Genomic DNA, 22966 nt, shown 5'->3' on the forward strand with positions numbered 1-22966 from the left:
TCTCGGCGGAGCACGCGAACCGTGCCCCCGCCGCCCCGGCGGCGCCCGCGAGCGCGCGCCGCACCGGGAATCCGCACCCGTTGCCTGGAAGGACCTGTGATGGCTGAGAAGAAGTCCGGCGAGCGGCCCCACGACCCGAAGTTCCCCGAGAAGTTCCTGAACTTCATGCGCACCGGCTGGGGCCCTTCGGATCTGGACGTGGCCGAGCTGCCGCTGGCGGCCTACGCCGCCCGCCGCCGCGAGGCGGTCTCCGCGGCCTTCCCCGGTGAGACCGTCGTGGTCCCGACCGGTGCCGAGAAGACCCGGTCCAACGACACCTTCTTCCGCTTCCGCGCGGGCTCGGACTTCTCGTGGCTCACCGGCGACCTCGACCCCGAGGGCGTGCTCGTGCTCCACCCGAACGGGTCCGGCCACGACGCGGTGCTGTACCGGCGCCCGCGCAAGGGCACCGACTCCGACGAGTTCTTCCGCTCGGCCAAGTACGGCGAGCTGTGGATCGGCCGCAAGCACTCGCTGGAGGAGACCAGCGTGCTGCTGGGCATCGAGGTCCGCGACGTCGAGCGCCTCGAGGGCGAGCTCACGGGCGTCGAGCGGGGCAAGGCCCGCGTGCTGCGCGGCTTCGACGACGCGCTCGACCGGCGCTTCGCCGCCGAGGAGGCGCTGAAGGACGACGAGGGGCACCCGCGGCTCTCGCGCGACGGCGAGCTCGCCGCGGTGCTGTCGGAACTGCGCCTGGTCAAGGACGCGTGGGAGCTCGCGCAGCTCCAGGAGGCCGTCGACATCACCGTGCGCGGCTTCGAGGACGTCGCGCGCGTGCTGCCGGTGAACGGGCCGATCCCCGAGCGGGTGCTCGAAGGCGTGTTCGCCGCGCGCTCGCGCGTGGAGGGCAACGGCCTGGGCTACGACTCGATCGTGGGCGCCGGCTCGCACGCCACGACGCTGCACTGGATCACCAACGACGGGGCGACCGTTCCGGGCGAGCTCATCCTCATGGACATGGGCGTGGAGAACAACCGGCTCTACACCGCCGACGTCACGCGGACCCTGCCGGTGAGCGGGACGTTCACGCCGCTCCAGCGCCAGGTCTACGACATCGTGCACGCCTCGCAGCAGGCGGGCATGGACGGGATCAGGCCCGGCACGGAGTTCCAGGACATCCACCAGGCCTGCATGCGGGTCCTGGCCGAGGGCCTCGCGGACCTCGGGATCCTGCCCGGCTCGGTGGACGAAGCGCTCGACAAGGAATCGCTGATCTACCGGCGCTGGACCCTGCACGGCTTCGGGCACATGCTCGGCCTCGACGTGCACGACTGCGCGAACTCGCGCCCCGAGCACTACTACAAGGGCGCGGTGCACGAGGACTTCGTGCTCACCGTCGAACCAGGCCTGTACTTCCAGGCCAACGACGAGCTGGTGCCCGAGGAGCTGCGCGGGATCGGCATCCGCATCGAGGACGACGTGCGCGTCACCGCCGACGGCTGCGAGAACCTCTCGGCGGGCCTGCCGCGCTCCGCGGACGACGTGGAGACGTGGCTGGCCGAGCAGCGCGAGGCGGGGCCCCGCTTGGCGATGCCGGCGGAGGCGTGAGCGCGCGGAGCGCGTAGCCGCAGGTGGCGACGGGCATCACAGGGCCGGTGACGGTCCTGAATGCCCGACGCGTATAGTCCGAATTAAGACTTATATCCACCGCACCGGGCCGGCGGCGGCGAGCATCACCGCACACAACCGCCAGCCGCCGCCGGCCTTCAAAACCCGCCGACCTTGAAGAACTTCGGGTCGCGGCCCGGATGCGGACCTCCCCGAACGACTCGACGCCGCCGGCGCGCGCCTTAGGCTCGGCTAAGCGGTGCCCGCGAGAAGTCGAGTGCTACAGTTGGCAACGTTAAATAAGACGGACGTACTGTTTAGAAGTCGGCGGCTCTGCCCGACCTCGGTTCTCGACCCTTCCGGTTGCGGCAGACTGAGACCGACTGACTCAGTCCACAATCGAGGAGCTCTCATGGTGAGCACGGACTCCTTCGGCGCCCGCGAGACGCTGCGGGTCGGCGAACACGACTACGACATCTTCCGCATCGACAGGGTCGAGGGACACGACCGGCTGCCCTACAGCCTCAAGGTCCTCCTCGAGAACCTGCTGCGCAACGAGGACGGCGCGGACATCACCGCCGACCACATCCGGGCCCTGGGCTCGTGGGACGCGGCCGCCAAGCCGAGCACCGAGATCCAGTTCACGCCCGGGCGCGTCATCATGCAGGACTTCACCGGCGTCCCGTGCGTGGTCGACCTGGCCACCATGCGCGAGGCCGTGCGCGACCTCGGCGGCGACCCGTCGAAGGTCAACCCCCTCGCGCCCGCCGAGATGGTCATCGACCACTCGGTCATCGTCGACTTCTTCGGCCGCCCCGACTCCTTCAAGCGCAACGTCGAGCGCGAGTACGAGCGCAACCGCGAGCGCTACCAGTTCCTGCGCTGGGGCCAGACCGCCTTCGACGAGTTCAAGGTCGTCCCGCCCGGCACCGGCATCGTGCACCAGGTCAACATCGAGCACCTGGCGCGCGTCGTCATGACCCGCGACGGGGTGGCCTACCCCGACACGTGCGTGGGCACCGACTCGCACACCACCATGGAGAACGGCATCGGCGTCCTGGGCTGGGGCGTCGGCGGCATCGAGGCCGAGGCCGCGATGCTCGGCCAGCCGATCTCGATGCTCATCCCCCGCGTCGTCGGCTTCAAGCTCTCCGGCGACCTCCCGGCCGGGACCACCGCGACGGACCTGGTCCTCACGATCACCGAGCAGCTGCGCAACCACGGCGTGGTCGGCAAGTTCGTCGAGTTCTACGGCGAGGGCGTCGCCGCCGTGCCGGTGGCCGACCGCGCCACGCTCGGCAACATGAGCCCCGAGTTCGGGTCCACCTGCGCGATCTTCCCGATCGACGAGCGCACCGTGGACTACCTGCGCCTGACCGGCCGCACCGACGAGCAGATCGCGCTCGTCGAGGCGTACGCCAAGGCCCAGGGCCTGTGGCACGACGCCTCCCGCGAGGCCGAGTACTCCGAGTACCTCGAGCTCGACCTCTCGACCGTGGTGCCCTCCATCGCCGGGCCCAAGCGCCCGCAGGACCGCATCCAGCTCGACCACGCGGACGTCCAGTGGCGCCGCGACGTGGCGAACTACGTCACCGACGAGGCCGGCATCGAGTCCTTCCCGGGCTCGGACGCGCCCGCCGAGTCCCCCAACGGGGCCCGCCCGCACAACCCGCAGGCCGTCAAGACCGAGGACGGCGAGTTCGAGCTCGACCACGGCGCGGTCGTGATCGCCGCGATCACCTCGTGCACCAACACGTCGAACCCGTACGTCATGGTCGGCGCGGGCCTCCTCGCCAAGAACGCCGTCGAGGCGGGCCTCCTGTCCAAGCCGTGGGTGAAGACCTCGCTCGCGCCGGGCTCCCAGGTCGTCACCGGCTACCTCGAGCGCGCCGGGCTCTCCTCGTACCTCGACAAGCTCGGGTTCAACCTGGTCGGCTACGGCTGCACCACCTGCATCGGCAACTCCGGCCCGCTCCCCGAGGAGACCTCCGCGGCCGTCCAGGCCGGCGACCTCGCCGTGGCGGCGGTCCTGTCGGGCAACCGCAACTTCGAGGGGCGCATCAACCCCGACGTCAAGATGAACTACCTGGCGTCGCCGCCGCTGGTGGTCGCCTACGCCCTCGCCGGGACCATGGACGTGAACCTCACGTCCGACCCGATCGGCAAGGGCAAGGACGGCCAGGACGTGTTCCTGCGCGACGTCTGGCCGACCTCCGAGGCCATCCGCGAGGTCGTCGACGGCAACATCGGCCGCGACATGTTCCTCACCGAGTACGCCTCGGTGTTCGACGGCGACGAGACCTGGCAGTCCCTGCCGATCCCGACCGGGAACACCTTCGAGTGGGACGAGGCCTCGACCTACGTGCGCAAGGCCCCCTACTTCGAGGGCATGCCGGCGAACCCGACCGCCGTCGAGGACATCGCGGGCGCGCGCGTCATGGCGAAGCTGGGCGACTCGGTCACGACCGACCACATCTCCCCCGCCGGCTCCATCAAGGCCGACTCGCCCGCGGGCGAGTACCTGAAGGGCCAGGGCGTCTCGCCGGGCGACTTCAACTCCTACGGCTCGCGCCGCGGCAACCACGAGATCATGGTCCGCGGCACGTTCGCGAACATCCGCCTGCGCAACCAGCTCGCGCCGGGCACCGAGGGCGGCTGGACCCGCGACTTCACGCAGGCCGGCGGCCCGGTGTCGACGATCTACGACGCGTGCCAGAACTACGCCGCCGAGGGCACGCCGCTGGTGGTCTTCGCGGGCAAGGAGTACGGCACGGGCTCGAGCCGCGACTGGGCCGCGAAGGGCACCCGCCTGCTGGGCGTCAAGGCCGTCATCGCCGAGTCGTACGAGCGCATCCACCGCTCGAACCTCATCGGCATGGGCGTGCTGCCGCTCCAGTTCCCCGAGGGCGAGTCGCACCAGAGCCTGGAGCTGACCGGCGAGGAGACCGTCTCGATCTCGGGCGTCACCGCGATCAACGACGGCATCCCCGAGACGGTCACCGTCGCCGCCGTGAGCCCCGACGGGTCCGAGAAGACCTTCGAGGCCGTGGTCCGCCTGGACACCCCGGGCGAGGCCGAGTACTACCGCAACGGCGGCATCCTCCAGTACGTGCTGCGCGGCCTGCTCGCCGAGTAGGACACGATCGATGAAGGGGCGGGTCGTTCGCGACCCGCCCCTTTCCCTCGCCCCCTGAGGGGAAGCGCCTGCGACCCGTTCGGCGACCGCCTGGGATTCCTCCCGCCGGCTTGAGGTCGCGGCAAAACCCAGTCGGCTGGGTTCCGACCGGGTTTCGCGCGCGGGCGTTGACGGCGGGTCCGAGGCGCTGGCAGGCTGGCCGCATGAGCACGGGACACGAACTGGCGCAGGTGAACATCGGGCGGATGCTGGCGCCGCTGGACTCGCCGGTGATGAAGGACTTCATGGACGGCCTCGACGAGGTCAACGCCGCCGCGGACGCGTCCGAGGGCTTCGTGTGGCGCCTGGTCGGCGACGATGGCGACAACGCGACCGGGTTCCGGTTCTACGGCGACGAATGGCTCATCGTGAACATGTCGGTGTGGACCGACGCGGCATCGTTGAAGTCCTATGTGTTCGGACCGGCGCACCGGCCGTTCCTCCAGCGGCGCCGCGAGTGGTTCGAGCACCTCGCCGAGGCGATCACCGCGCTGTGGTGGGTCCCCGCGGGCGGGCGGCCGACCGTCCAGGACGCCGAGAAGCGCCTGACGCTCCTGCGCGAGAAGGGCCCGACCGCGGCATCGTTCACGATGAGGACGCTCTTCGAACCGCCGGCCTAGTACGCCTGCGCGCCGCTCGGTGAGCGGCCTCACCAAGCGGAATCCAGGCCCGCGCCGCGCCGTTTCACCTGTCATGGTGCGCGAAGTGGAAGTCGTGGTCATCGGCGCCGGCCAGGCCGGCCTGGCGGCCGCGTACCACCTGCGCCGCTTCTACGAGCCGGGGACGGGTTTCGCGGTGCTCGACCACGCCCCGCACGCGGGCGGCGCGTGGCAGTTCCGCTGGCCCACCCTCACCTTCAAGACCGTCAACGGCGTCTACCAGCTCCCCGGGATGCCCGTGCCCGAGCCGGACGAGTCGCTGCCGGTGGCCGGGGTCATCTCCGACTACTTCGCCGCCTACGAGCGCGAGTTCGACCTGCGCGTCGAGCGGCCCGTCTCCGTCCGCTCCGTCCGGTCCCTGCCCGACAAGCGCCTCGAGGTCGCGACCGACCGCGGCACGTGGATCGCCAAGGCGCTCGTCAACGCCACCGGCACCTGGGAGCGCCCCTTCTGGCCGCGCTACACCGGCCAGGACCGGTTCGGCGGGCGCCAGCTCCACACCGCGCAGTACCGCGGCCCGTGGGAGTTCGAGGGCGAGCGCGTGGCCGTGGTCGGCGGCGGCATCTCCGCGATCCAGCACCTGCTAGAGATCCACCCGTACGCCGCCGCGACCACGTGGGCGACCCGCCGCCCGCCCCAGTGGCGCGAGGGCGAGTTCAACCCCGACCGCGGCCGCGAGGCCGTCGCCATGGTCGAGGAGCGCGTCCGCAAGGGCCTGCGCCCGCAGTCGGTCATCAGCGTCACCGGCGTCCCGCAGACCCCGGAGATCCGGGCGGCCCGGGAGGCGGGCGTCCTGGACCGGCTGCCGATGTTCGACCGGATCGAATCCGAGGGCCTGCGCTGGGACGACGGCCGGTTCGTGCCGGTTGACGTGATCTTGTGGGCCACGGGGTTCCGGGCCTCGCTCGACCATCTCGCGCCGCTCAAGCTGCGCGGGCCGGGCGGCGGGATCGTCATGGACGGCACCCGCGTCGCGGCCGATCCCCGCGTCCACCTGGTCGGCTACGGCCCCTCGGCGAGCACCATCGGCGCGAACCGCGCCGGGCGCGCGGCAGTCCGCGAGATCCGGGAGCTGCTGGAGTCGGGCGTCAGCGCAGGCCGACGCTGAACACGGCCTGCACGGGCCAGTGGTCGGAGGGCGCGAGGTCGAACTCGCTGTGGGTGTTCACGCCCGCCTGGTGGACGCGCACCTCCTGGTGGCGGCCGCCGGACTTGACGAGGATCCAGTCGATGCGGTTGCCGCCCTCGACCGGTTCGGTGCGCCAGCGGTTGAAGGTGGACCATTCGGGCGTCAGATGCCGCTCCGCGGCGCTCCAGGCGTCGACCAGGCCGCCGCGCGTGAGCACCCGGTGGGCGGTGTCGCCCGGACCGCTGTTGAAGTCCCCGGCGAGCACGGCCGGCCCGTAGAAGCGGCTCATGACGTCGAGGCACATCTGGGCGCCCTTGCGGCGGGCCTTCTCGGAGCGGTGGTCGAGGTGCACGTTCGCGACGTGGAAGTCCTTGCCGGTGGCCTTGTCCTCGAAGCGGACCCAGGTGAGCATCCGGATCGTGCCGGCGCCCCACGCGCGCGAGCCGATCAGTCTGGGGCGCCTGGAGAGCCAAACGTGGTCGTACGCCATCGGCGAGAGGCGCGAGGCGTCCCAGAAGATCGCGGTGGACTCCGAGCGTGAGCCGCCGCCGCGGCCGAGGTGGACCCAGTCGTAGCCGTCGAGCTCCTCGCGCAGCTCGATGAGCTGGCGGAAGCGGCCCTCCTGGGTGCACAGGACCGTGGGCTGCTCGGCCTGGAGCACGGCCTCGACGAGGGGGCGGCGCTTCCACCACGAGTGCGGGGCCCGGCCCGAGGCCGACTTGAGGTTGTAGGTCATGACGTGGACGAACGGGGGTGCGACCGGGCCGATGAGCGGCAGGTCGTGGACGGCGGTCGGAGTGGCGCTCACAATCGCGAGGTTAAACCCGCGACCGCCGTCTCGCTCGTCTTTGGCGGTCCGGAGTACGCCCGGACGTTCGTGGGCTACGGGAGTTCGACGAGGGCCTGGACGGCCCAGTGGTCCGAGGGCGTTTGCCCGTCCTTCGAGTACGTGTTGACCCCGGCCTTGAGGGTCCGGACTTCGGGGGTGGAGAGGATCCAGTCGATGCGCCGCTCCTCCTCGGTGGGCACCGGGTTCCAGCCGTTCCAGCTGCCGTAGACGGGCGTGACCTGCTCCTCGGCCGTGATGAGGGTGTCGACGAGTCCGCCGTCGGCGAAGATCTGGTAGATCGGGGTGTCGGGGGTGTTGTTGAAGTCGCCGGCCACGAGCACCGGGGAGGTCCACGGCTCGATGACGTCGAGGTTCATCTGCGCGCCCTTCTGGCGCGAGTCCTCCGACTGGTGGTCGAAGTGGTTGTTGACGACGTAGAAGTCCTTGCCCGTGCGCAGGTCCGAGAAGTGGACCCACGTGAGCATCCGGACCACGTTGTTGCCCCAGCCCTTCGAGCCGATGAGCAGCGGCGTGTCGGAGAGCCACTGGTGGTCGTACTCGATGACCCTGAGGCGCTTGGTGTTCCAGAAGACCGCCGTGGCCTCGCTCTTGGAGCCGCCGAGGCGGCCCAGGTGGATCCAGTCGTAGCCGTCGAGGTCGTCGAGGATGTCCTGGTTCTGGCCGTAGAGGCCCTCCTGCGTGAACAGGACCGTGGGCTTCTCTCGCTTGAGGACGGTCTTGACGAGCGGGCGGCGCTCGTCCCAGGTGCGCGGCGAGGGATCGCCGCCTTCGTAGCGGACGTTGAAGGTGAGCAGGTGCAGCTGGTCGCCTCGGGGCGCGCCGATGAGCGAGCCGCCGAGGGTCTCCTGGGCTTGCGCGGCACCGGAGAAGGCGCCGGTGGCGACGGCGGTCGCACCGACCGCGAGGCCCGCACCGAGAACGTTGCGTCGACTGAGGACGTTGGTCATGAAACCTCTATATCGCAGGAGGAAACAGGGTGGAAAGCAAGTTCACGACAAATGCCGCCTTCGGACAACCGACACGCCGTGAACCCCCGGTGAATTCACGCGGGAGCCGGAACGCCTCCTCCTGCGGGCGCCCAAAGGGGACGGCGGCGGGCCGTGCACGGCCCGCCGCCGCGGTGGTGTTCGGAGTTCAGCTCTTGCCCGCGCGGGTCTTCAGGTAGTCGGCGATCGCGGCGGGGTCGTCGGCGCCGACCCAGCCGAGGTAGCCGTCGGGGCGGATCACCCTGACGAGATCGTCGGGGGAGGCCGAGGCCGCGTTGGCGACGAACGCGTCAGCGTTGTCGTGGGAGGCACTCTCGTGGGCGGCACTGTCGAGGACGACGAACCGGCCGCCGCGCAGGGCTTCGTAGAGCCGCGTGCCGTCGGCGAGGTCGACGTCCTCGGCGCGGGTGCCGACCAGGCGGTGCTCGTCGTGGGCGTGCCCGTATCGGATGTCGATGCCGCTGATCTCGCCGACGAGCCGGTGCATGACCGGCTTGATCCGCAGCGCGGCGGCGATCGCGACGCCGCGCAGCGCGCGGGCGACCCTGGAGGTGTTGGCGGCGACGCGGATGATCCGGCCGCTGGAGCGCAGGACGGCCTCGCCGACCGGGTGCCGTTCGGCCTCATAGGTGTCGAGGAGCGCGGGGTCGGCGCCGCGCAGGACGGCGGCGAGCTTCCAGGAGAGGTTGGCGGCGTCCTGGATGCCGGTGTTCATGCCCTGGCCGCCGGCGGGCGAGTGGCAGTGGGCGGCGTCGCCGGCGAGGAAGACGCCCTTCGCGCGGTAGGTCGGGGCCTGGCGCTCGTCGGAGTGGAACCGGGAGGCCCAGCGCTGGTCGTGCATGCCGAAGTCGGTGCCGAACGCGAGCTTCACGGCGGTGCGGATCTCCTCGAGGTCGACCGGGGCGTCGTCGTCCTGCTGGTTCTCGCGGTTCCAGGCGATGACGCGCCAGCAGCCGTCCTGGAAGTCGGAGACGAAGCAGAACGCGCCGTTGGCGCCGTTGGTCATGGGGCTCTGCGCGGGCGGGTCGGCGAGCTTGACGTCGGCGAGCATCAGCGACCGCAGCACGGACTCGCCGGGGAAGGGGATGCCGACGGCTTCGCGGACGGCGGAGCGGACGCCGTCGGCGCCGACGACGTAGGACGCGGTGAAGTCGCCCTGGTCGGTGGCGACGGTGACGGTCCCGCCGGACTGCTCGATCCCGGTGACCTCGTGGCCGAAGCGGAAGTCGACGCCGGCCGCGGCGGCGCGCTCGCGCAGGACCCGCTCCACGTTGTACTGCGGGGTCATGAGGACGCAGTCGAAGCGGGAGCCGAGGACGCTGAGGTCGAGGGTCGCGCGGCCGAAGATGAAGAGCCGCTGGAGCTTGTTGCCGCCGAGGGCGAACAGGTCGTCGGCGAGGCCGCGGGCGTCGAGCGTTTCGAGGGTGCGGGCGTGGACGGCGAAGGCGCGGGACAGGTTCGAGATCTCGGCGCCGCGCTTCTCCAGCACGGTCACGGCGATGCCGGCTTCGGCGAGGTCCCCGGCGAGCAGGAGGCCGGTGGGGCCGGCGCCGACGACGATGACTTCGGTGTGGCTGACGGACATGGCGGTCTCCCTCGGGGTGGGCCGGTGACGTTTAATTCATCAACTGATGAATTAAACGTAGACCTGAAGACCCGCCAAGGGAAGCCTTTCGGCCGCGATGTGACGCACGCGAAAGCGCCTGGATCGGTTGCCGGGCGGCGCGCAGGGAAGGGTTCCGGGGAAAGGAATAGGGCCGCGGGAGGTGAGAGACCCGCGGCCCTGATCGTACTGCCGAAGAAAGGTTAGCATAACCTAACTTCAGAACTCAAGCGGTGGTCACCAGCGCAGGAACGCCCCCACTCCCCCGGCCTTCTCGCCAAGGCTCGCACCGTCACTGAGGATCGACACCCGCGCGTCCGAGGCCAGCGCCATCTCGATCATCGCCTCGCCGAGCTGGGCGTCCGCGATGGCCGAGGCGAGTTCGGGCTCGCCGGGCGCCATGGCGTCGGCCAGGACCGCGCCCGCCGGGATGCGGCGGCCGCTCCAGTCCGAGTCGCGCTCGATGACCAGGCGGTCGACGCGGCCGCCCTGGAGCGCGTCGAGCACTTCCTCGGAGCCGATCGCCGCCCGCGGCGGGGCCTCGGCGAAGTCGGCGGCGAGCTTCTCGTGCCGGGCGCACCGCGCGGCCTTGATCTCGGGCGCGAGGGCCTGCTCGATCTGCGCGGGCGTGGACTGGCTGAGGACAAGCTGCGAGGCCACGACGTCGGCCTTGATGCCGCTGCGCAGGGACTTGGAGGCGGCTTCGACCAGCTCGGGTTCGCCGGTGACGACCAGCAGCTCCCAGCCGAACGTCGCGACGTGCTCCTCCAGCGTGGAGTGCGCGGCGGCGAGGAACTTCGCGAGGTGTTCGGCGACGCGGTAGTCGAAGAGGTCCTGCTGGTTGGAGGAGATGTAGCCGTCCCGGCCGCCGTAGGCGCTGTGGACGGCGGCGGGGCCCTTCATGACGCGCCATTCGGCGGTGTCGAGCTCGAAGGCGAGCCCGGAGACCTCCTCGCACTTGCCGAAGCGGCTGTCGAGCAGGCGCATGCCCTTGCCGTCGACGACGGCGATGCCGACCGGGGAGCCTTCGGCCCAGGCGCCGAGCAGCGGGGCGATGTGCGAGCGGGGTGCGAGGGCGATGCGGTCGGCCAGGGGCGTCTGCATCTCGACGGTGTAGGACTCGCCGGTGGCGAGGGCCGTGAACAGGGCGCGCCCGATCCCGGGGGCGCCGGGGCGGACGAGCTGCTCGAGGTCGATCTTCATCTCCTCGACGCGTCGGCCGAGCAGGGAGCGGGTCCCGTTGTCGACGGCGTCGAGGAGTTGCTTCAGGCCCTGGTCGAGCCGGGTCTTCCAGGGGGGTGTCGAACCTTCCTGCCGGGGGTCGGCGTTGACGTAGAGCGAGAGCACGCCGGATTCGTCGCGCAGGTTCACCAGCCTCAGTTGCGTCTCGCGGTCCATCGGCATGGCTATCGCCTCCTCATAGAGCGGAATTCGCCTCAGGATATTCCTGAAGGTGTCCGTTCGTGAGGGTTTCGCCAGTTACGGCTGGATCGGGCAGCCGTCCGGCCCGCATGCCTCGCCGCCGTCGATGCCGTCGATGGTGGTGAGGGCGGGTTTCTTTTCGCCCCAAGCCTTTTCCAGGATCTCGGCGAAGAGTTCGGTGGGCTGGGCGCCGGAGACGCCGTACTTCTCGTCGATGACGAAGAAGGGGACGCCGGTGGCGCCGAGCGCGGCGGCCTCGGCCTCGTCGGCGCGGACGGCCTCGCGGTAGGCCTCGGGGTCGTCGAGCACGGCGGCGACCTCGCCACGATCGAGCCCGGCGGCGGCCGCGACCTCGATGACGCGCTCCCGCGCGAAGATCGAATCCGAGTCGGCGAAGTTGGCGGCGTAGAAGGCCTGCCAGACGGGCGCTTCGAGACCGCGCTCGGAAGCCAGGTGCAGCACGCGGTGCAGGTCGAAGGTGTTGCCGTAGTCGCGGCCCTCGGCCTGGTACTCCAGCCCCTCGAGCTGGGCGAGTTCGCCGAGCTTGTACTCGTTGGCCTGGGCCTGCGCCGTGCTGATCCCGTACTTCTTAGCGATCATGGGCACGACCGGGGCGACGTCGGCGGGGTCGCGGTGCGGGTCCAGCTCGAACGAGCGGTGCCGCACCTCGACGTCGACCTTCCCGGAGAGGCCCTGCACGGCCTTGTCGAAACGGGCCTTGCCCACGTAGCACCACGGGCAGGCGATGTCGGACCAGATGTCAACTCGAAGCTTTGTCACCCCGGTTCGAACACTTGAAGCTTCAGCCGAATTCCCGCTGTGCACCGGGCCTCGCCGGGAATCACCCAAAGACCCTGCACTCGCGCCCAAGCCCTCGTTCAGGTACCCTGTCTCAGGCTCGGCGCGCCCTGAAACGCGCCCAGGGTGCTTAGCTCAGCGGTAGAGCACCTCCCTTACAAGGAGGTGGTCACAGGTTCGATCCCTGTAGCACCCACAATCGGACATACGGGCAGTAACATCTCATGACAGATGATCCGGGTTGGGTTACTCAAGGTTACGACCAAAACTCTCACAGCCCACGCTTCCTGCCCCGCGCAAATCTGCTTCCAGCGCGTTTCAGGGAGGAGTCCGAACTCCCACCGAGCATGTCGCAAACCCATTCTCGGTCCACCATGATTCCGAGAATTCTTGAACAGCGAGCATTCTCAAGTAGCGTCCGAGGGGGATCGAGATGCCTCCGCCCACTGCTTCTTCAGAACTGCTGAGCCTTGGAGCGCGAGACCACAGATTCCGGTGTACGCCAGCGTGAAGATCGCTGAGCCCGTGTAGCCCATGTTCGTAGCCCCGCGAAGTGTCGGCCAACTCTCCGGACCTGTAGCGTTGAAAGTGAATACCAGTACTAGAAGATCAAGGGCCAATGCACCTACGAGCATCACAATTGACGTGAGGCCGAGCCAGTACGGGAACGCCATCAGAAAGACAAGGCCAAACGGTTCCTTTGCGCGATATGACTGGAGGATGCAAAGCGCCACAACAATCACATGTATCGCCGCAAACAGATCGAATCTCAGATAAGTAGGTGAGTAGCCCGGATCGAGAAGGTTCAGCCACGGCCTTGTCTGCATGTCCTCAAGGAAGAGATCAGCACGATCAGGGTCGAAAGGTGCCGATATATAGCTCCCCGCTTTTGCACTCAATGTAAAAACTGAGAGCTGTATGCAGAGAACCAAAAATGTACTCACCAACGCGATAGCGAGTCGAAATGGCCGAAGCCGAAGAACTGATACGCTCCCTTTCGCGATAGCACCACCGGCAACCTTCGATCCGTCGATAATCTTTCGCGTATAAGTGTACCAGGACTCGAGGGCAAAGAAGATGGCTAGGCTTAGGAGGAGAAAAGCCGGGATTCCGGCCTGACCAAGAACAGCTATTAGGAAATTTCCGAAATCGGGAAACGGCGATTGAACAGGCGTTTCATTCATAAGAGCTCCGGAGGGAGGGAGTTTTTACTTGAAGCAGCCAGGGCAGTACAGTTACCTAGTAGTGGGTGCGGGGTCAAATCGCGCCTAGCATCGGATTGTACAAGTATTTCTCTGATCGTAGGTCCACAACCGGACATCCAGGCGATAACATCTCATGACAGATGATCCGGGTCGGGTTACTCAAGGTTACGACCAAAACTCCCCCAGGCCCTCGCCGGACCGCTTGACCTACACGAATCGGCTTCCGGTTCGGCGTCTCGAGGGACGCGCTCGGCAGCGTCGCTGGGTATGGTGAGGACACTCCACATGCACGCTCCTGGAGGCAGCCCTCATCGTGAATGACCCCGCCAGCCCCACCCCGTATGGAGACCGCTCCGTCGGCCCCGATCCGAACGGCGCGGCCGCGAAGTTCAACACCGATTTCTCCAGCCCGGTTGAGACGTTCATCCAGGGCCAGCACGTCACCATCACCGCTGGCACCAGCAGTAGCGCCAGCGCTGGACCATCCTGGCCGCGCCGCTTCGGTCTCATCCCACCACTGCCCACCGCCCGACTCAAGCGCCCCGTCGACCACGAGCTCACCGACGCGATGGAGAGCGGCGGCACCGCCGTGGTCTGCCAGGTCCTCTCGGGCATGGGCGGTGTCGGCAAGACCCAGGTCGCCGCCCACTACGCCCACCAGCAATGGGACCGCCGCGAGGTCGACCTGCTGCTATGGGTCAACCCGAGCACCCGTGAATCGCCCTTTGGCCTGGGGTTTCGAGTTGTAATAAGCGAGGGTAAGGTCCACAACATATTGATATTCGTGAATATGTTTCATTTCTAGTAGTCGGGCCCTGACCTGGGAGGTAACCGGGCCAGGGCCGGTAGTCGCTCCAGTAGCCGACTACCCAATGTTCTTACTATGTAAGGTAGTTGTCGTGCCAGGAGCGCACCCGCAGGCCGCTCTCGAAGGCAAGTCCCCCAAGGGTTCAGTACCGGCCAGCCGGCCAGCGGCGACGTGGCGGGAAAGCGCCTCATGGCGGATGCCAGCCTCCCAACGGAGACAAATCCAGACTCTGTGGCAGGCAAGACGCGCACGACCCCTCGGCGCCAGCGCTTCCAGAATCCGGGCGGTACCGACGACGCCAGCAGTGTTGAAGGTCCCGGCACTCAGCGAGCAGCCCAGCTGGTGACGAGAGGCGGCTGACAGGCGGGCTCCCGTGCAACACGCTGGTCAACCCATGAACTGCCGCAGAACCGGCTCGGCCGATTCCATGGCCTTCGCGACAGCGGTCCCGGTTTCGGCCGAGGTTTTGATGGCATCGAGTGCGGCTTTGAACCGGCCTCGGCGGCACTCGGCAGGCGGTGCCTTTACCGTCTCGGCCAGGTCGGCGACGTTGTCCAGTAGGTTCTGGCGGCCAGCGATATCGAGTCCCTGGTCGGCGGTGATCGCGTCGCCCAGGTCTCGCAGTACCTTGGCGACCTCGCCCTGGCCGGATTTCGCGATTCCGACGATCGTGGAATCGATGTTGGTGAGCTGCCCGGCGAACTGGCCACCGTAGATGGTGTTGCCGCTGAAATGCATCGTGACCGGTACCTGATGGCCCGATGCCTCGGCGTAGTCAGGCATCTTCGCTGCCACCTTCTCGAGGTACTCCACGCCGAGTCGAACGACGGCCGCGGTGATCGACCCGATGTTGGGCAGAGGCCACTTCAGCATCGCATCTTCGAAGTCAGCAGCAGGAAACAGGCTCACTACCACTGTGCCCAAGGGTGCCAGGATTTTCCTGCAGCGCTCGAACCACCAGATAGCAGCTGAGTTCCCGCCCGCGGTCGCAGGCTCCCAGTCCCCTAGTTCTCGGCCGTGCTCGATGGCCTCGCGAAGGTCTTCGAGCACGAGACGGGGCAGGTAGCCATCCTTGATTCGGGCATGCCGCGGTGGGTCTGCAGTGGTCAGGACCGGAAGCAGTGGGTCTGGCACCGAGAAGGCTCGGAGGCTCCGCGCGAGCTGTTGAAGGTCCTCGACGATGTCGTGTATCTCGGAGGTCAGGAGCGCCGGGTCGATGACGATGCCGTCCTGCAGGAGGCCGTTGACTCTTTGATGAAACAGCGACTTGGAAAAGCTGGGGTACCAGGCCGAGCCGAACGAACCCCAACCCATGAAACCCGGCCTGTTGGCAGCCGGATCCGCGCCGATGCCGGCCCACCGGGCCGCGTCTTCAAACCCCAGAGACGCCCGCGCGTGGGCGAGCACCAGGGCCGTCCGCAATTGCTCCGAAAGGACAATGCCTTCTTTGAGCACCCCCAAGCGTTGGGTGAGGAAGGTCTGTCCGTCGCGAACGGCCACCGTCTCACCGAGGTTCTCTGAGGCTGCTTCGATCGCCGCGGCGGCCTGCTCGACTTCGACGGCCTGGGACTTGAAGACTCGGACAGCCCACAGCCGGGCCATCTCGTTCTCCTTCGTAATGCGTGCGCACTCGGGGTGTTGCTCCATGAAAGTCATGATGACGCAAGCAACCGACGATCTGGGTCCCGCCCGGAGGTGGACCCGTATCGCCGATGAAACCGCGGCCGAACTAATGTGACCTGACATAAGGAGGCATTGGTGGGGCGGTTGATGCAACTCGGATTCAGTCGTGAAGAGCGCGAGTTCTTCGCTCGGGCCCTCGAAGAAAGCAGCGGACCAGCACACATCAGCAACGCTCTCGCAGCGTTCATCGGCTTCGCAGACGCCGACTCAATGGTCAAACGCTGCGAGGAGCTGGCGAACCAGGTCCGTCAATACGACCGCATCGATGAGACTGACCTGGCCCGCAGCCAACTGGCCTGCGAAATCCTGTTCAGCAGCGACATCCACGGTTCCGGCTTGGACTGGGAAGCGACCTCCGGGTTCGACGATCGCGACGCGATCCAGCTGCTGCGGCAAATCCAAGTAAAGATGCTGAACCTTCGCCCCAAGGCTCCCTGAAACAAGCCTCGTCGAACCCGTGGCGGCGTACGCATCTCGAGAGGGCACTCGGGGTTCCCCTTGCTTATCTACCGGCTTCGCCGATCGCATCGAAGAATTCCTGGTACAGGCGCTTTCGCTGCAACGGACGCCAGTGCGTCGCGGTCAACGCACGGCTTGCGGCTTCCAGGACGAGAGCTCGGGAGCGGACGTCGATCACGCCGGGATCGGCCGCAAGCATGTCGTGGAGGTTGCTGAGCACGATTTCCTCCGTCCTGTGAGAGGCGGGCTCGACGACCGAGCGGAGCCTGCGAAATTGCCCATACGGGCTGTCCTCCTCCGGCAGCCCGGGCAGGTCGGCGTCCCAGTCGCGGAACGGGCTCGTCCGGTCCTGGCGATCGAGTTCAACGTCCATGGAGCGATGCCGTTCTGTCTGCGCGATCGTGGCGATCTCTCGCAGCGCTCGGTCGCGTTCGAGGATGCGTTCTTTCCTGGCTTCGAGCTGCGGCTTGGCGGCCCATTCGATGAGGAGTGTGACAGCAGCCGAGACGCTGGCCGCGATGAGGGCAACAGTAAGAGGAGTCATGTCCTGACCACGCCCTGCTCAGGCCATCGGTTGCTGGTCCGATGCCTTCAAGGCACGCGACGTACACATGCTGTCACAGGACTTCACTAGGGCCAGACGCATGAACGACGAACTCGCGCACGAACGTCTGGTGGAGATCCTGAAAATCATCGACGATTGGAGAGAGCTGTACAACCGACGATGGGGACTCAAGAACTACCCCGAGAACCCTCGACTCGCTCGGGAGGTCGATGAAGGCTTCGACCGTGTCCGGGCACGGACCAGGTTTGCCCGCGATGTGGCCATCGCGATGGGCGAAGAACAGCTAGCTGCGCTGATCGTGGAGCACGAAGAGGGGATGTATGGCGGACACCCTTACACCCAAGCACGCAACGCGATCGTCGAAGCGATCGCGATCCTCGCGCAACGCGAAGAGCTGGCCGAGATCCTCGGCCCGGTCGGTCCGCGACTGTCAGCAGCGGAGTTGCACCCCGTGATCTGGGGCGCCGCTGCCGGGCTCTGGGACGATGGGCACCATCGCGCTGCCGTGCAGACCGCGTCGACAGCGTTGGAGGGCACCCTGCAGGCCATCGCCACCCCCGCTCTGTCAGGAGAGAACCTCTCAATCCTGTTCTCACTCACCGACCCCACTGAAAGCTCGCCACGACTGCGCATCCAGGATGTCGATCCAGCGTCCAAGACTTGGAAATCGGCGCATGAAGGGGCGCTTGCTCTAGTACGCGGCGCTTTCATGGGTATTCGCAACTTGGTGTCGCACCCGCAATGGCCCGAACCGACCGAAGCCGAAGCGCTCGAAATGCTGGCCGTGCTCAGCTACATGGCGCACCTGGTCGATCGCTCCGAGCGCGTGGAGGCACCATGACCGACCGCATCTTTCCAGGCATCGCCTCGATGTCACTCCACCGCAACGGGACAACCACCGTCACCAGCACCGATGGTCGGGCCATCTCATCAGTGCTCCCTCCAGGGACCTTCGCCGAATCCAGCGCGATTGCCTCCTGCACCTACCTACCAGCCTCCTCGACGGTCCGATGCGAGACCATCCAAGGCGATTACATCGATAGCGAGATACCTTCTCTGACCGATCCGTCGCCGCTTCGCGGGCGACCGACCATTTACCTCGATCAGAATCACTGGAGCACACTCGCCAATGCCATCTACGATCCAGGACGTGTGCACTCCGCCGCCGAGCTCGAAGCAGCCCGCGAACTGATCGAACTCGCCAAGGCAAAGCGGGTAGTTCTCCCGGTGTCAGCTGGCCACATGCAAGAAACGTGCCAGGACGGCATCGACGAGAGGCGGTATCAGCGAGCTCTCACCATGCTCCAGATTTCTGTCGGCTGGCGCCTCACCGACCCGCTCGCACTGCGGCGCATCGAACTGCGCACCGCCCTCTGCGCTCGATACCGCGGCCCAGATCCCGCCAACCCACCAGCCGTAACTCTCGACCCAGGCGCTCTGTTTCGATCCAGAGGCGCATCGCAGCCTTTCAGTACCACTTCAGATCCTGGCAATCTCGACCAGTTGCAGGAGATCCTTACGACCGCGATGGCCCACATCGACATCTTCCTCGATGCCGAGTCCATACCCGCGCACCCTGTCTAGGGGTGGGTCCAGAGCATCCAGTCATTCGCCGACTTCTTGCGCGACAACTCCAGCGGGCGCGCGCTGCTGCGGCGACGGACATGGGCGAAGTTCTACTCCGATCTTTCGAAGGAACTCGTCGAAGAATCCTGGCGTATCGGCATCACGCCAGCCCAGATGTCCGAGTGGACAATTCAACACGCCGAAACCGAAGTCTGTGAGATGCCCAGCCTCGGCCTGTACCGGGAGGTGATCCACGAGAAGCTAAGCGACACCCAACTGCAGTGGGAGTCAAACGACCTCACCGACATGATCTACCTGACGGCCGCCGCCGGGTACTGCAACCAGGTTGTCGGCGAACGAAGCCATGCTTCCCATATCAACAACAGCTCTCGGAGGCTCAGGCGCGCCCAGAACACACACCGGAACCTCCGCACGTTCCTCGACAAGCTAGAGCTCCCCGAACTCACTGGCTAGGCCACCAGAACCAAGTTCCCTGACCGAGCCGGTGGCCGGGTCGATCGACTCGGGATCGGGAGCGAGGCCCTGGGCCCTCAACCGCTCTGCTTTGGCGAGCCGGGTGAGAACCCCGGCAATGCGATGAGCATCGATGGTCTCGCGGCGCTCGCCGCGCACCCTGATCCTGCGGTCATGTCCTGACATCGCCCGACCGTAACCCCAGAGTCCTCACATTCCGAGGAAGCGACCGTGCCGTGTCGCCCCCTCAAACGGCCAGCAGCCGATAGATGCTCCGACGACTGATCCCGTACTCAGCAGCCAGCGCCTTCTTGCAGTAACCGGCCCGGGCCGCGGTCAGTAGCCGCTGGTAGTCGCCCGGATCCAGGCGGTCGCGGATAGCGCGGGACTGGCCGTTGCGGGAGGCAGCGGCCAGCTCGGAGACTTGCGGGCCAGGCTGGTGCCGTTCCGGGGCCGCCCCGGCCGAAATGACATCCTGTACGCGCAACAACGGGGCCGTGACCTGCAGTGATGAGTTGTAGTAAGCGGTGCTAAGGTCCACAGAATATTTATGATCATTGATATAATCCAGATCCGTTGCGTTGCACCCAATCTTGATCAGTGACGGATCATTCTATTCTGTCCTATGCGACGAACGTGATATCGCATGTGGTGTGGGTTCAGCTCTCGCCCGGGTCATGTCACAGACCCGTACGCCCCCGAACTGGCCGAATACGACTTCACCCCGAGTTTCCTCGTCCAGGCGACGTACGACCGGGACGGCAACGAGCTCACCGCCGAGATGATCTCAGCGTGAACCTCCCGCTTTTCCCCGGCCACGACCGCCACCAGCCTCCTGGCACCCGCGGACTGCAGGTAGCACCGCTCCCGGTCAGACCACCGGCACCAGCCCTACTACTCCAACTGGCAGAGAGAGCGGACTCAAAACCCGCACAGTCTGGGTTCGAATCCCAGATGGGGTACCAAACAGGTAAATATGTAAATTTTTGCTCTGTTTTCGTGGGCGACTCCCCCCTGGGCCGCGCAACCGACGCCGCCAGGCCCGTCAGCTCGCCGCCGTTGGTCGGGCGGTGTCGATGAGCCACCGCAGGGTCTGCCGGGTGTCGAGGTGCAGCCTGTTCGAGCGAGATCGGACAAACGCTTGAAGTTCCCCGCGGAGCTGGTCGTCGATAGGCGCGGTGATGGACGCGACTTGGTAGCGGCACATGTAGTCAAGCCCCGACAAGCCTTCCAAGGACAGTTTTGTGTCGGGGTCGTCATACAAGGCCAAGCCGACCCAGATGCGATGCCAGATCCCGTGTTCCCGAAGGAGCGTGGCCGCTGCCCTGCGAACGTGTCGGGGCTGGCTGCCTTGGACGAGTTCGCGGAGGGTCTCGACCGGCGGGAGTGCCTGGCTTTCCGCAAGATAGACCGCAACCACGCGCGTCACCGATGGTGCTGGGTCGAACAGAAGCCAGAGGAGGTCGAGTTCGGCACCGAGGCGCCTGAGCGCGCTGACGGCCGCCGCCCTGGTCTGTGACCGCGGGTCTTCGACGAACGGCACCACCAGACCGGCATCGGCCCGCTGGCCGCATTCGCCCAATCCCTGGATCACAGGCTTGGGCGAAAGAAGCGGCAAGTGCAGCAACTCACGGTATCTGGCGGCAGGATCCTGGCCTGCCCGGCGCAGACCCCACTGGGCGGTGGCACGCACGGCAGCGCTGCGATCGGTAAGGAAATCCCCGATCCCCTCGAACTGATCGAGCCTGATCAACCCCGTGAGCGCCGACGTTCGCACACGAGCAGAGCGAGCCGGGAGCAGCGGCCGCAGGGGTTCGGGGTTGCGTTGCGACAAGGCTTGTTCTGCAAGAGTTTCTGCACAGCGCTCTTGCAACTGGTCGTCGAACCTGCCAGTCGCGATCGCCGACAGTTGCCGCACCGGAAGACGCCGTTCGCTCATCAGCGCCTGTCCCGCCCATCGGGCAGACCGCCCGTCCGATCTGGCGAGGATCGCCAGGAGATCGTCGTCGGCACTCTCACCCAGTGCGGCGAGAATCAGGTCGAGCGTCGGAGCCGCATGCGCCCGGTGCTGCAGGCGACAGGCGACGGTGAGCATCGCGGCGAACGTCTCGTGATCGCTTGCGGCGATGAGCCGGGGCAGCAGTGCAGTGGCGAGCGCCCGGATCTGCGGGACATGATCGACCGCGCGCAGGAGCACCAACGGGTAGAGCACCGGATGCTCGCTCACCCCCGGATGCTGTAGTACCTCAGCTCGCCGGAATCCGTCTCCCGAGGCCAGAGCCAGCGCGAACCCCAGCGGCGTTTCGGGGATGGGTGCGCCGACTCTGGCGAGGTCGGTGCCGTGGCGGCGGAATCTGGTCCAGTTGCGGATCGCCGGATCGAATTCCAGCCAGACCCGGGGACCTGGGCCGAGCAGCTCCGCAAGCGCGGCCTCGGCTTCGCCCTCGTCAGCGGCGGCCTCGAAACACCGGGCCAGTCGGGATGCCGCGAAGGCGGAGGACACTCCGTCAAGGCCGTCGCGAAACGGCAGAAGCGTGATGGATGCCTTTCGACCGGGTCGGGGCCGATCCATCGCCGCGGGCCAACCCGAGGCCGGCACCCGGCCGCGCGTCAGCCTTCCGCCCAGGGCCACCAGGAGGGCCACCACGATCATCAACATCAGGTGGAAGCCCGAAACCAGACCCGACCCGCCGAGCCCCACAGCGACCGCCACGATCAGAACCGCGACGGTGAGCAGGACCAAGCTGATCAGGACAGCGCCGACAACCCGTGATTTCATAACGGTTGGCAGTCTCGCCTTCACTGATAGTAGGTATCGGCGGGATCGTTCACTGAGGCATTCCGACGAGGTGACCAGTACGGAAGATCAGCAGGCGCCCTCCGAGGTGCAAGAGCGCCATACCGGTAAATATTAGTCTCCACCGCCACCGTGCCACTGTCGAGAACTGCGTCCGGTAGGCGAGCCACGCGGCACGCCGACCTGAGACAGCGGGCGCTCGCCGAACAGGGCTAACTTCTGACGAATGGCGAGGGCGACCCATGCCAGAAGGAACCGATATCTCACCAACTCAGTGGTCAAGGTGTTCCTGGTCCCAGGATCACAGGATAGTGCGGGACTGCTTGGTGTCAAGAATTTCCAGTCCATGCCGGGCCCAATAACGCAGCATCTCGTCCGAAGATGCCAACTGCTCCTTCAATATCGGGATCGCTCCCGCGGTCTTCGCGCTGGCGATCAGCTCAAGCAGCCAACGACGAAGGCCGAGATCACGATCTTCTGCGCCGAACTCCTCTACGAGGGCAGCAATATTCTCACCTGCCAGCGACAGCAGGTTCGCGAACCCTTCCTCTTGATTCTGCGGGTCGCCGCTCTGCATGAGCCCCATTGCATCACTGAACGATGAGATCGAGCATCACTCATTCAAAGATCTAAAATCTTGGACAACTTCGTATTCGAAGGCCAGAATTTCGCAATTATCACACCGCCCGGCTCATCGCTCAAGATTCAATTCAAGTTGCTTCACAAGATCATACATGTCAATGTATCGCATGCGAAGATTCTCTCTCATACCGATTAGAACGGAATAGTAATTCAAGGCCGCCCGATTGACTTCCCGCAGAAACTCTCCTTCATCAACAACGATCCCGGAATTCTTAACCCCTTCCCTTTCCGCAATGACAAGAAGTCCATGCGAGACTTTACGCATAGAAATGCTATATGCCCAGTCGAAAATTCCATCAAGGCCAGACGCACCGTTCCTCAGGTACCGATCCTCCATCAATAGCACCTGATCCCAGAGAACATCAATTGTACAGGTGAATCTAGAATCTACAATTTCCTTCCCTTCAACCGTGATACCAATGGAACCCTGATGCCCTGGGTAGTCGTCGGGTATTTTGGCCAGGTCTGCAAGCGAGACCTGAGATCCCTTCTTGCTAAGGAAGAATGTCTGAACGGAAAATTCGCTCAATGATCCTCACTTACCTCGACGCCCCAGGC

General features: G+C 66.3%; 21 protein-coding genes and 2 tRNA genes. 11 read left to right on the forward strand and 12 right to left on the reverse strand.

All coding sequences use genetic code 11. The features are described 5' to 3' along the window. Window positions 1-99 precede the first annotated feature (99 nt). The 4 genes from BLQ63_RS03960 to BLQ63_RS03975 all read left to right on the forward strand — a co-directional run bounded on the left by BLQ63_RS03960 (window position 100) and on the right by BLQ63_RS03975 (window position 6529). A complete protein-coding gene (locus BLQ63_RS03960; RefSeq protein WP_091028879.1) occupies window positions 100-1587 on the forward strand; it encodes an aminopeptidase P family protein in 1488 nt (495 codons plus the stop codon). Between the two features lie 415 nt (window positions 1588-2002). Then, window positions 2003-4723: an aconitate hydratase AcnA gene (gene acnA, locus BLQ63_RS03965; protein WP_091030132.1), complete on the forward strand. Its 2721-nt coding sequence runs from the start codon at window positions 2003-2005 to the stop codon at window positions 4721-4723. A 203-nt stretch (window positions 4724-4926) separates the two neighbouring features. Next, on the forward strand, window positions 4927-5382 hold the full coding sequence (locus BLQ63_RS03970) for a DUF3291 domain-containing protein (RefSeq protein ID WP_091028884.1): 456 nt from the start codon (window positions 4927-4929) through the stop codon (window positions 5380-5382). Between the two features lie 73 nt (window positions 5383-5455). Further along, window positions 5456-6529, forward strand: coding sequence for an NAD(P)-binding domain-containing protein (locus BLQ63_RS03975; RefSeq protein WP_091028886.1), 1074 nt, complete (start codon window positions 5456-5458; stop codon window positions 6527-6529). On the opposite strand, the gene BLQ63_RS03980 is transcribed toward BLQ63_RS03975, so the two are convergent. The 5 genes from BLQ63_RS03980 to BLQ63_RS04000 all read right to left on the reverse strand — a co-directional run bounded on the left by BLQ63_RS03980 (window position 6510) and on the right by BLQ63_RS04000 (window position 12191). Continuing rightward, window positions 6510-7358: an endonuclease/exonuclease/phosphatase family protein gene (locus BLQ63_RS03980; RefSeq protein WP_091028890.1), complete on the reverse strand. Its 849-nt coding sequence runs from the start codon at window positions 7356-7358 to the stop codon at window positions 6510-6512. The two genes, BLQ63_RS03975 and BLQ63_RS03980, sit on opposite strands and share 20 nt — an antisense overlap. Window positions 7359-7432: 74 nt before the next feature. Then, the gene (locus BLQ63_RS03985) at window positions 7433-8347 is read right to left on the reverse strand and encodes an endonuclease/exonuclease/phosphatase family protein (protein WP_091028893.1); all 915 of its coding nucleotides are present in this window, start codon (window positions 8345-8347) and stop codon (window positions 7433-7435) included. Window positions 8348-8534: 187 nt separating this feature from the next. Then, complete coding sequence (locus BLQ63_RS03990) at window positions 8535-9971, reverse strand: FAD-dependent oxidoreductase (RefSeq protein WP_091028896.1); 1437 nt, start codon at window positions 9969-9971, stop codon at window positions 8535-8537. 255 nt (window positions 9972-10226) lie between these two features. After that, window positions 10227-11393, reverse strand: coding sequence for a VLRF1 family aeRF1-type release factor (locus tag BLQ63_RS03995; protein ID WP_091028900.1), 1167 nt, complete (start codon window positions 11391-11393; stop codon window positions 10227-10229). A 75-nt stretch (window positions 11394-11468) separates the two neighbouring features. After that, window positions 11469-12191 (reverse strand): DsbA family oxidoreductase, encoded by a 723-nt coding sequence (locus BLQ63_RS04000; RefSeq protein WP_091028902.1) that lies wholly within the window; start codon window positions 12189-12191, stop codon window positions 11469-11471. Between the two features lie 142 nt (window positions 12192-12333). Here BLQ63_RS04000 and BLQ63_RS04005 point away from each other — a divergent pair. Continuing rightward, window positions 12334-12405, forward strand: a tRNA-Val gene (locus BLQ63_RS04005). A gap of 211 nt (window positions 12406-12616) precedes the next feature. Here BLQ63_RS04005 and BLQ63_RS27635 read toward each other — a convergent pair. Then, window positions 12617-13393, reverse strand: coding sequence for a hypothetical protein (locus BLQ63_RS27635; protein WP_143014753.1), 777 nt, complete (start codon window positions 13391-13393; stop codon window positions 12617-12619). Between the two features lie 334 nt (window positions 13394-13727). On the opposite strand from BLQ63_RS27635, the gene BLQ63_RS04010 reads away from it, so the two are divergent. After that, window positions 13728-14219, forward strand: coding sequence for a hypothetical protein (locus tag BLQ63_RS04010; protein WP_091028906.1), 492 nt, complete (start codon window positions 13728-13730; stop codon window positions 14217-14219). Window positions 14220-14609: 390 nt separating this feature from the next. On the opposite strand, the gene BLQ63_RS04015 is transcribed toward BLQ63_RS04010, so the two are convergent. After that, the gene (locus BLQ63_RS04015; protein WP_143014754.1) at window positions 14610-15869 is read right to left on the reverse strand and encodes a hypothetical protein; all 1260 of its coding nucleotides are present in this window, start codon (window positions 15867-15869) and stop codon (window positions 14610-14612) included. A 111-nt stretch (window positions 15870-15980) separates the two neighbouring features. Between BLQ63_RS04015 and BLQ63_RS04020 the strand changes: the two genes are divergently transcribed. Beyond that, window positions 15981-16343, forward strand: coding sequence for a hypothetical protein (locus BLQ63_RS04020; protein WP_091028912.1), 363 nt, complete (start codon window positions 15981-15983; stop codon window positions 16341-16343). Window positions 16344-16407: 64 nt separating this feature from the next. On the opposite strand, the gene BLQ63_RS04025 is transcribed toward BLQ63_RS04020, so the two are convergent. Then, a complete protein-coding gene (locus tag BLQ63_RS04025; RefSeq protein WP_091028914.1) occupies window positions 16408-16908 on the reverse strand; it encodes a hypothetical protein in 501 nt (166 codons plus the stop codon). A 100-nt stretch (window positions 16909-17008) separates the two neighbouring features. Between BLQ63_RS04025 and BLQ63_RS04030 the strand changes: the two genes are divergently transcribed. Genes BLQ63_RS04030 through BLQ63_RS04035 form a run of 3 tightly spaced genes read left to right on the forward strand, consistent with a single transcriptional unit; the run spans window position 17009 to window position 18969 of the window. Continuing rightward, window positions 17009-17770 (forward strand): TIGR02391 family protein, encoded by a 762-nt coding sequence (locus BLQ63_RS04030; RefSeq protein ID WP_177154782.1) that lies wholly within the window; start codon window positions 17009-17011, stop codon window positions 17768-17770. Next, complete coding sequence (locus tag BLQ63_RS27640) at window positions 17767-18513, forward strand: hypothetical protein (RefSeq protein WP_143014755.1); 747 nt, start codon at window positions 17767-17769, stop codon at window positions 18511-18513. The genes BLQ63_RS04030 and BLQ63_RS27640 overlap by 4 nt, the downstream gene beginning before the upstream one ends. A gap of 36 nt (window positions 18514-18549) precedes the next feature. Then, window positions 18550-18969 (forward strand): hypothetical protein, encoded by a 420-nt coding sequence (locus tag BLQ63_RS04035; RefSeq protein WP_143014756.1) that lies wholly within the window; start codon window positions 18550-18552, stop codon window positions 18967-18969. Between the two features lie 247 nt (window positions 18970-19216). On the opposite strand, the gene BLQ63_RS04040 is transcribed toward BLQ63_RS04035, so the two are convergent. Continuing rightward, complete coding sequence (locus BLQ63_RS04040) at window positions 19217-19510, reverse strand: helix-turn-helix domain-containing protein (protein WP_091028923.1); 294 nt, start codon at window positions 19508-19510, stop codon at window positions 19217-19219. Window positions 19511-19857: 347 nt separating this feature from the next. On the opposite strand from BLQ63_RS04040, the gene BLQ63_RS04045 reads away from it, so the two are divergent. After that, window positions 19858-19934 (forward strand) — tRNA-Leu (locus tag BLQ63_RS04045). Window positions 19935-20014: 80 nt separating this feature from the next. On the opposite strand, the gene BLQ63_RS04050 is transcribed toward BLQ63_RS04045, so the two are convergent. From BLQ63_RS04050 to BLQ63_RS27645, 3 genes are all read right to left on the reverse strand, one after another. Next, window positions 20015-21712, reverse strand: a complete 1698-nt coding sequence (locus BLQ63_RS04050) for a hypothetical protein (RefSeq protein WP_143014757.1) — start codon at window positions 21710-21712, stop codon at window positions 20015-20017. A gap of 355 nt (window positions 21713-22067) precedes the next feature. Next, the gene (locus BLQ63_RS04055; RefSeq protein WP_218125053.1) at window positions 22068-22343 is read right to left on the reverse strand and encodes a hypothetical protein; all 276 of its coding nucleotides are present in this window, start codon (window positions 22341-22343) and stop codon (window positions 22068-22070) included. A gap of 114 nt (window positions 22344-22457) precedes the next feature. Continuing rightward, entirely contained in the window at window positions 22458-22937 is a 480-nt protein-coding gene (locus BLQ63_RS27645; RefSeq protein ID WP_143014758.1) for a hypothetical protein, read from the reverse strand. Between the last annotated feature and the right edge of the window lie 29 nt (window positions 22938-22966).

The organism is Glycomyces harbinensis, assembly GCF_900101745.1.
In the GTDB taxonomy this organism is placed as follows: domain Bacteria; phylum Actinomycetota; class Actinomycetes; order Mycobacteriales; family Micromonosporaceae; genus Glycomyces; species Glycomyces harbinensis.